Raw genomic sequence first — 9,566 nt, forward strand, 5'->3', positions numbered from 1 at the left:
AGCTCCTTTTAATTATCAAGCTCAGACCAGTCCAAAAGGATTTGCTGGTCATCAAAAGGATCAATTGCCACGCCAACAGTGCCGTCTAATTCATTATCACCGTTTTTAGGCTGATAGATATCGTCTAGTTTCCAAGTCAAGATAACCCCTTCAGCTTTTCGGAAAAGGCCACCAAATTGCTCGTTGTTGTACCACTTGGCAAAACTCTGAAGATTAGAAAAAGCAGGAATATAGCTTTTGCTTTCTGGAGTTGACATGGTTGGAAATAGCCTGTCATATTGATTGCCTTCTTTAGGGTAAACAAAGGCTGGAACCAAATACAGTTTATCCTTAGTGGCAGCTGCCATGTTCTCTTCGCCCATAACAGCATTTAAAATTGTGGTGTAATTGTTCATGAACTGAATCATGTCACTGCTCGTAAAGACTGTTGAGTTTCCAAAGTCCCCTGTTTTTTTAAGGTTAAAGCCTAAACCTGATATGCCTGCATTGATAGCCTCTTCCAAAACAGCTATGGCAGATCGTTCGAGCCAGTAATGCGCCTGGGCACTAGGCTGTTCTTCTTTAAAAAACGCCATGTCTTGCTTGTCTGTAAATACTGGAATGAGCTTGAGACCTTCAACCTCAATGGCGTATTGTTCCTTGGTTCCCCAAACTGGGAAATTGTGAAAGGCATTGACAAGAGCAACACCATCCAAGAAATTGTCTGGTGCGTTGATAAAAGCCCTAAGTCTCGTATCTAATTCGTTTGTATTAGTCATGTTTTTCTTCTTTTTTCATTTCTACTTTTGGCGGACGCGGCAGTAAAGCTTTCATTGATGCGTCGACACGTCCTTTATCATCAACTTTGATGACCTTGACATCAACGTCTTCACCAACTTCGAGAACATCTGAGACATTATTGGTGCGGCTCCAAGCGATTTCGGAAATATGCACGAGGGCATCTGTTTTATCAAATAAGTTGACAAAAGCACCAAATTTCTCGATGCGAACAACCTTGGCGCGGTAAACTTCTCCTACTTTGGCTTCGCGCACAAGTGATAAGATGATGTCTTTGGTACGGTTAATTGCTGCTTGGTCACTTGAGAAGATTTGCACCATTCCTTCTTCGTCAATATCAATCTTAACGCCTGTTTCAGCAATGATTTTATCAATTGTCTCCCCACCTTTACCAATAACCACCTTGATTTTATCAACATCGATTTTAATGGTGTCAATTTTTGGTGCGGTCGGTGCTAATTCTGGGCGTGGTTCAGCAATAGTTGCTTCAATCACATCAAGGATTTCAAAGCGAGCTTTCTTGGCTTGGGCTAACGCCTCTTTGAGAATTTGAGGCGTAATTCCTGCAATTTTGATATCCATTTGAAGTGCGGTGATCCCTTCACGAGTACCTGCAACCTTAAAGTCCATGTCGCCAAAGTGATCCTCAAGCCCTTGGATATCTGTCAAAACTGTGTAGTTGGTGCCATCTGAAATCAGTCCCATGGCAATACCGGCAACAGGTGCTTTAATTGGAACACCACCAGCCATTAGCGCAAGAGTCCCTGCACAGATAGAAGCCTGTGAAGAAGACCCGTTTGACTCTAAGACCTCGGCAACCAAGCGAATCGCGTAGGGGAAGTCTTCTAAGCTAGGCAATACCTGCTCAAGCGCACGCTCTCCGAGCGCTCCATGTCCGATCTCACGACGACCTGCTGCGCCATAACGACCCGTTTCTCCAACGGAATACTGTGGGAAATTGTAATGATGTAAGAAGCGTTTTTTGTATTCTGGAGCAAGCCCATCAATGATTTGTGTTTCACCCATAGGGGCTAATGTTAGTACGGATAGTGCCTGGGTTTGTCCACGAGTAAATAGACCTGACCCATGAACTTTTGGTAAAAAATCAACAAGAGCTTCGAGAGGGCGGATCTCGTCAATTTGACGACCGTCAGGACGGATTTTGTCTTCTGTGATTAGACGACGAACTTCAGCATGTTCCATTTGCTCAAGGATTTCTGAGACATCACGCATGATTGTGCTAAGATTATCATCTTCTGCATAACGCTCTTCATATTCAGCCTTTACCATGTCTTTGACCGCTTCAGTAGCTGCTTCGCGAGCTTTTTTTTCTTCGACTTGGACAGCTTTTTGCAATTGAGGGTTGTATTTGCTGATAATATCAGCCTGCAAGTCAGCATCAACCTGTAATAGCTCAACATCTGCTTTTTCTTTGCCGACTGCGGCTACGATTTGTTCTTGAAAGGCAATCAATTCTTGAATAGCCTGGTGACCTTTTAAGAGAGCTTCCAACATGATGTCTTCTGATAGTTCTTTAGCACCAGACTCAACCATGTTGATAGCCTCTTTGCTACCAGCAACGGTTAATTCCAAAAGAGAAGCTGCCATTTGCTCTTGGGTCGGGTTGATGATGAACTCGCCATCAACATAGCCAACTTGTACACCAGCGATTGGACCGTTAAAGGGAATATCTGAAATGGATAGAGCAAGTGAAGACCCAAACATCGCTGCCATTGGGGCGCTAGCGTTTTCGTCATAAGAAAGAACGGTGTTGATGACTTGGACATCGTTACGAAAGCCTTCAGCAAACATCGGACGAATCGGGCGGTCAATCAGACGTGCTGTCAGGGTCGCATCTGTTGAGGGACGTCCCTCACGCTTCATGAAACCTCCAGGAAATTTCCCTGCAGCATACATTTTTTCTTCATAGTTTACTTGGAGGGGGAAAAAATCACCCGTTGCCATTTTTTTAGACATCACCGCTGCTGTCAGAACAGTCGACTCTCCATAACGGACCACAGTGGCACCATTGGCTTGCTTAGCGATTTGACCAACCTCAACAACAAGGGGTTTTCCTGCAAAGCTTGTTGTAAATGTTTGTTTTGACATAAATTCTCCTTAGCATCAGACAGCACCGTCAGCAGACTATCTTGTGCTAGTAGCTAATCTGCTGAGGGTGCGTGACAATTTCGTTAGTGTTATACGTTGTTTTGCTACAAAGAACAATCCATAAGCCCTTTACAGACTCTTCTTTGTATCAAACGACGTATCTGCTACATTTTACCACAAATGACCCAAAATTTCACGAGCTCATAGCGATTATCTTAATTTAAAAGTAATAATTAAGTTTAAAAAGCGTCTTAGAATTGAAAGGTCTAAGACGCTTTTTCGCTTGTTACTGATAATCAAACATAACAATAACCACTACCTATAAATGATCTATTAATATAATTTTATTTCATGACTCTTATCAGACTTTAGCTCTATCACCTTATCAAAATAAGGCAAAAGACCCTTATCGTGAGTAACCACAATTACTGTAACCCCTTTATTTTTGAGGCTCTGCAGAGTCCTCATTACAATTTGACTATTTTCGTCATCTAGCGAGGCGGTTGGCTCATCTGCAAAAACGATTCGTGGCTTCTTCAACAATACTCTTATCAGAGCCACACGTTGTTGCTCTCCTCCACTGAGTTGATAAACTTTTTTGGTTAGATACTCTTTTCCCAGTCCAAATTCTTCTAGATATTTTTTTATTTGTTTCTTATCCTTTGTGATAAAATTCAAATTTTCATATACCGATTCATTATCAATTAACGCAAAATTTTGAAATAAAAATCCAAATACGGATTTAAAATAATACTTTCTATGACGATAATTGCTGAGAGAACCCTGAATAAAGATTTGTCCTGAATCAATTTTTTCCAATTGCCCTAAGCAATTCAACAATGTCGTTTTTCCGACACCACTGTCTCCTATAATAGCAACCATCTCACCTTCTTCAACATGAAAAGTTAATTGACTAAAAATAACTTTATCTTGATAGTGTTTAGAAATGTTTTTTACTTCTATTGCATTCAAATTAGTCAGTTTCCTTTCTTAATAGTTGCCAAACATTCTTTATTTTCACAGATTAGCAATAAACTCGTATAGATGAAAGCGTCTAAAGTCATCAGACCTAAAATTATTGGGAAAGTAGTTAACTGAAATAGAAAGACAACTGCAAAGGCTAATAAGGTTAAACCAATCATACTTAACAAAAACAGACTATGTCGTTCCCAAAATGATTTCCCAAATATCAGCCAAACAACTATTTTTTTCCGTTGACTTTCTATATAAGTCATCAACAAAAAGTAGTTAATAATGATAAAGGCTAAGACACTAGTAATTATGCTAAGAATTTTTAGAGAGATTCGTGACCTTATGATGTTTAGCTCTCTAAGCGCTAACTCTCTACCTGAGCTTAACCCTGCAAAATCTTCCACTAACCCATGGTCCTTAATATATGTTGCAACGGAAATCGGATTATTAAATAAATAATTGCCTTGAGAAACATCTGCCACTAGAAAGTCAGATTTTTCTCCAAAAAGTGTCGGATTAGCTACTAAAAGAACAGGATTAAAAGTCGTTGTGTCATGAAAATTGATTGTATTAAAATTAAATACTTTTTGCTCCTTTTTTGAATAGATAATATTGATTGGGTATGATTGGGAACTATCTAAAGGCGACTTTACATCTTTATGAAAGACGATAACTTCCGTAATCATTGCCTTGATTTGCTCGTCATATTTTTTGAGATTTTCAGGAATAATGAGATGAAACATATTCGGAGCTAAATTCCCTATTTTTTGTCCTTGATTAGCTAATACAGGAATATGCTCCAAAAAATGATGATTGACAACCATATAGTTGTGACCGGGAACAGTCTTACCTGCTATCTTATATTCATGTAAGCTATAGCTTTCTGCCAAAATCCCACCCTCTTTTTCTGCCAATGTCAGTAAGTCATAGATAACTTTTCGAGATTTTTGATCACGTTCATTCTTTTCTTTTTGCTTATCAAATTGTCCTGGAATTAATCTAGTATTACTACTAAAGTATAATCGAGCAACGTTCGGAAGATTTTCCCAATGCGTCAGATTCTTCTCCAATTCTCTTTGAGAGACTAAATCCTTTATTCCATAAAGCAAAGTTGCTGAACAAAAAACAACCAATATAACTTTGATTAAAATGTTTAATACTACTAATTTTTTGAAAGGCTTCTTAGATTTTATTTGTTCTACTATGCTAGATAATCTGATAGCAACAGACAAGGATACTAGGTGGCTTATTAGTAAAAATAAAAGAATGAAAAAAGTTAGTATAGCAAAGACCATCCATTCTCTCGGCAAATTCCAACATGATATGATGAAAAATCCTAAAGCTAGTAAACCGACCCTTACTGACTTACGAACTAATTGATAAGGGTTTTCACCATGCAAGCGAAAAATGCCGATTTTTTTGATTCGGAAAAATAAACAAATAAATCAACTATAAATAAAATAAAAATTAGAAAAACGAGAATATATCCTAGTTCTCCAGAAAGAAACTGAAGAAAAAACTGGTTGAGAAAGTTTGTCTCCACAGCAGTCTTCAAGCCTAAATCATGAAACTTTTGGATCAATTTTTCAGGGATAGCTGCTTGTAGGTAATAACTTCCTATCGGGTTCTCAATTCTGAGTTTATCACTTCCTCTAATATGTTCCCTGGGCAACTCCTCCTTAAGATTTTTAGATTGCTGAGATGGGAAGGTGAAAATGGTTTTCTCAGGTTTGCCTATAGCAGAGGTCCCAAAAGATACTTTATAGATATCAATTTTATTTTCTTTTGTAAATTGTTCTAAGGTTTTATAGATTTTTGTGGTCGAATATTTTTTATCCCAATCAACCACCTCAATACTAGCCCTTGCCCCCGGCAAAGATAAATGATGGCTTTCTCTTATTAGTTGATTCATGTAAAAGAAAAACATCGCCAAGAATGATAATAAAACAATGCTATATATTTTTTTTCATGCTTCTCCTCATGATCTAAAAAATGGTGTTAAGGTAAAACCTTAACACCACAATTCTCTTTTTCAGGATATGATTCTTTCAATGAAAGACATATAATCTAATAATAATCCCAATAAGCTTTATTGCCAGAAGGTTTCCTTATTGTATAAGTGCCTAACTATTATCATGTGCCTTTGTAACCTAGCTTTTAGAAGCATATACGACCAACATTATTATTAATCCCGGGATCATTTTTGCTTGTCCAACGTGCTTAAACCTAACCAGACCAAAGATGCCCTGTTACTTCAAAAGAAAATCCATATGTTAAAAGGTAACAAGACAAGCACCACAAAATATTCTTTTCATCATAAGATAATATCTGTTAATGTCACATAAATAATTGATCTCATCACTTAACAAAAAGCACTAGTATACCTTAATGCATAAAAGAATTAATCATTTTCTTAATTATAATATTTTATTAAAAAATGCCAATCTCATTAATAGCCCAATTAATAGCTTTAGCGGCATCTTTTTTTATTTTATCTCCTTGAACGATATTTTGTAGTCATGTAATAAGCATCTGTGCTGAAATAAAGAGCTTGAACATACGAAAAGGCTCTCCAAAACGGAGAGCCCAATCTTAATATTAACGACGAAGTCCAAGTGATTGGATCAATTCGCGGTAACGGTTAACGTCTGTGCGGCGTAGGTAAGCCAACAAGTTACGACGGTGACCAATTTTTTTCATCAAACCACGGTATGTTGCGTGGTCTTTTTTGTGATCTTTAATATGAGTGTTAAGGTGGTTGATTTCCCAAGTAAGTACTGCTACTTGAACTTCAACTGATCCTGTGTCACCTTCGTGACGTGCGTATTGTGAAATGATTTCATTTTTTTTCTCTTTTGAGATTGCCATATTGTTTCTCCTTTTTTTGCTTAATCCGAGTCTTAGGATTGGCACTCCTAAAACCAAGAAAAAGTTGGTGTGTCTTACGACTTCTCTATTCTAGCAAAATAGCCCATTTAGGTCAACTGTTATTGTCATCATTTGCGAGCTCTGTTTGAAAAAAGCTGACGCAAGCTGCCTACTGACAAAAGAGCAGAAAGCCCTAGACTTGTTAAGGCAAAAATCAAAAACACACTCGTGATATTATCCGTAAATTGAGACAGCAGCTGCAAGACCAGTGCTGCGCCACCTCCACCAATATTACAGCCTATCAATACCAAAGTCGTAGCTGTGGTCAGTTGATGCGCAGGAATGTTTTCTGAAATAGAGTTAAAAACATAGATTACGCCAATGCTGTAGACAAAGCCGGTGAGTAAGGCACCTAAGGTAATGACCCAAAGGCTATTAGCCTGCCAAAGCAGTAACATCCCAACAGCTAAAGCAAAAGTTACCAAGGCCATCAACTGATTTTTACACAGTAACCATAAGGGGCTGAAGGCCACTCCGGCTAAAATCCCCATCAACATCATGGCACTCAGAATTAAACTGGCCTCCCCGGCTGTTCCTAATCCTAATTGATCAATAACCTGAGGAATTCGTAGGGTGTTTGAGGTATTGATTAAAATCACAAAACCTGCATAAAGGGCTATCCCTAAAATGTAATAGAGTTGTTTTCTAGACAATTTTTCTCGAAAAATATGATCCGAGACATCCCTTGTTTTTTTCTTTACCGCTGGAACAGCTAGCAGGTAGAGGGCTAAAATAACAAAACCAACTAAATAAATCAAAAATGCCCGTGACCAACCAAAAGCAATCAAAAAGCCAGCTAAAAAGGTGAATATGGCTGAGCCTAGAACCTCAACAGAGGCTCTATAGCCCAGCATGCTGATTTTTTCTTTGCCCGCAAAACGCTCACTGATAATATTAATCGCACGCGCATTGATAAGGCCTATGCCTAATCCAAGAAAGACACGCGAGGCCACCAAAATGGGATATGCCTGAAATAAAGCCGGCAGGCTCCCTCCACCTGCTAACAAGATCAACCCTAATATAATAGTCACTTTCTCAGAGAGCACACGGACAATGAACGGATTAAACAATAAGATGATTAAAATGGCAAAAGATGAGAGTGAAAACAGCAATTCGACATCTTGAGCTTGGTAGCCATTAGCCTGATAATACGCTATCATTTTAGGCAAAGCAGGTGAGACGGAAAACGGAGAAAGCAGCATCAAAGACAGGCTGAGAAGACTTACTTTTTTCATTAAAGGACTTGATTTCATAGGAATAACTTTCTTTTCTTGACTATTTTCTTACTTTCAGTATAATCAAAAGAAACTGATAAAACTAGGACCTAGGTCACAAAAAGCATATGAAGACGATTTCAGATAAAAACTTACTAAAACATTATTTACACAGCCAGCAATTGGACCGTTTTTTTCCGACCTTTGTGCATAGCCAGCTGCAGTTGGTTCTCTATGAAAAGGGCGAAGCTATTTGTATTCAGGACCAAGAATTACACGCCCTTTTTTATTTGGTAAAAGGCACCATCAAGATTGTCCGGCGACTTTTCAATGGCAAGGAGCACGTTTTGGAGTCACATTCTAGACCATCTATCATCGGAGATATCGAGCTGATGACCGACCAAAATGCCGTAACATCTGTCATTGTCCTAAAAGAGGCTCACGTTATCCAACTTCCTCTGACACAACGCACTCAGCTGTTGCAAGACGCGGCTTTCCTCTATCAAATTGGCAAAGGCCTTGCACAAAACTTTTACAAGCAAAACCTAATCTCTACTACCAATATGGGATATCCTGTCAAAGAGCGTCTCGCCAGTTATATTTTAGCCATTGCAGAAGATGGTCACTTTACCCTTAATACCAGTCTTTTGGCAGATAGTTTTGGAACAAGCTACCGTCACCTCCACCGCGTCATCAATCAACTGGTCAGCGATCACATCATTGAAAGGCTGGCCTTTAAACAATATACTATTACCAACCACCCGGCTTTAGTAAAGTTAGCCGTTCAAGAATAACGTGTTTCCTCTTTTTTTGAGCGCTCTAACACGTAAATACCGCTATACTAGTAACTTTTAAAAATAACTATTTTATGTTATAGTATAGCCATTCAATAAAATAAAGGAGTCAAAATGTCTGTACAAGATAAATTAATCAAAGCAAGTCATCTGATTACAATGGATGATATTATCCGTGAAGGGAACCCAACACTTCGGGCTGTTGCTAGCGAAGTCGATGCCCCACTGAGTGATGAGGACATCGTTTTGGGTGAAAAAATGATGCAATTTCTAAAGCATTCTCAAGATCCTGTCATGGCAGAAAAGCTAGGCCTTCGAGGCGGAGTCGGTCTCGCAGCCCCTCAACTTGACGTGTCAAAACGTATTATCGCTGTATTGGTCCCTAATCTCGATGACAAAGATGGCAACCCTCCAAAGGAAGCCTATAGCCTAAAAGAAGTTCTCTATAACCCTAAAATCGTCTCTCACTCTGTCCAAGAAGCTGCTCTTTCTGATGGCGAAGGGTGTTTGTCGGTTGACCGCACGGTGGAAGGCTACGTTGTTCGTCATGCCCGTGTCACTGTTGAATATGTAGATAAACACAGTCAAAAACACCGCATTAAGCTTAAAGGCTATAATGCTATTGTGGTACAGCATGAAATCGATCACATCAACGGGGTCATGTTCTATGATCGCATTAATGAAAAAAATCCATTTGCCGCTGATGAAAACTTGCTTCTACTCTAAACAGTTAATAAAGTAAAAAGCCCCTCTTTATGAACTGCACCCCAAA

General features: G+C 38.9%; 9 protein-coding genes. 2 read left to right on the forward strand and 7 right to left on the reverse strand.

The window, feature by feature from the left end; translation table 11 throughout:
- Positions 1–8: 8 nt before the first annotated feature.
- The 7 genes from AKK44_RS06090 to AKK44_RS06115 all read right to left on the reverse strand — a co-directional run bounded on the left by AKK44_RS06090 (position 9) and on the right by AKK44_RS06115 (position 8,039).
- On the reverse strand, positions 9–758 hold the full coding sequence (locus tag AKK44_RS06090) for a hypothetical protein (protein ID WP_054278944.1): 750 nt from the start codon (positions 756–758) through the stop codon (positions 9–11).
- Positions 751–2,886, reverse strand: coding sequence for a polyribonucleotide nucleotidyltransferase (pnp, locus tag AKK44_RS06095; RefSeq protein WP_054278945.1), 2,136 nt, complete (start codon positions 2,884–2,886; stop codon positions 751–753). Before pnp ends, AKK44_RS06090 begins: the two co-directional genes overlap by 8 nt.
- A 333-nt stretch (positions 2,887–3,219) precedes the next feature.
- Positions 3,220–3,858, reverse strand: coding sequence for an ABC transporter ATP-binding protein (locus AKK44_RS06100; RefSeq protein WP_037596436.1), 639 nt, complete (start codon positions 3,856–3,858; stop codon positions 3,220–3,222).
- Between the two features lie 5 nt (positions 3,859–3,863).
- Positions 3,864–5,090, reverse strand: a complete 1,227-nt coding sequence (locus tag AKK44_RS09265) for a hypothetical protein (protein WP_236686664.1) — start codon at positions 5,088–5,090, stop codon at positions 3,864–3,866.
- Positions 5,091–5,230: 140 nt separating this feature from the next.
- Positions 5,231–5,770, reverse strand: coding sequence for a hypothetical protein (locus AKK44_RS09270; RefSeq protein ID WP_236686665.1), 540 nt, complete (start codon positions 5,768–5,770; stop codon positions 5,231–5,233).
- A 686-nt stretch (positions 5,771–6,456) separates the two neighbouring features.
- A complete protein-coding gene (gene rpsO / locus AKK44_RS06110) occupies positions 6,457–6,726 on the reverse strand; it encodes a 30S ribosomal protein S15 (protein ID WP_037596435.1) in 270 nt (89 codons plus the stop codon).
- Positions 6,727–6,854: 128 nt separating this feature from the next.
- Positions 6,855–8,039 carry an MFS transporter gene (locus tag AKK44_RS06115; RefSeq protein WP_054278946.1) on the reverse strand — a complete coding sequence of 395 codons (1,185 nt, stop codon included), beginning with the start codon at positions 8,037–8,039 and terminating at the stop codon, positions 6,855–6,857.
- Positions 8,040–8,128: 89 nt separating this feature from the next.
- Here AKK44_RS06115 and AKK44_RS06120 point away from each other — a divergent pair, with 89 nt between their 5' ends.
- A complete protein-coding gene (locus AKK44_RS06120; protein ID WP_054278947.1) occupies positions 8,129–8,794 on the forward strand; it encodes a cyclic nucleotide-binding domain-containing protein in 666 nt (221 codons plus the stop codon).
- A gap of 114 nt (positions 8,795–8,908) precedes the next feature.
- Entirely contained in the window at positions 8,909–9,520 is a 612-nt protein-coding gene (gene def, locus AKK44_RS06125) for a peptide deformylase (protein WP_054278948.1), read from the forward strand.
- Positions 9,521–9,566: the final 46 nt, after the last annotated feature.

The sequence above is a fragment of the Streptococcus phocae genome (assembly GCF_001302265.1).
In the GTDB taxonomy this organism is placed as follows: Bacteria; Bacillota; Bacilli; order Lactobacillales; family Streptococcaceae; genus Streptococcus; species Streptococcus phocae.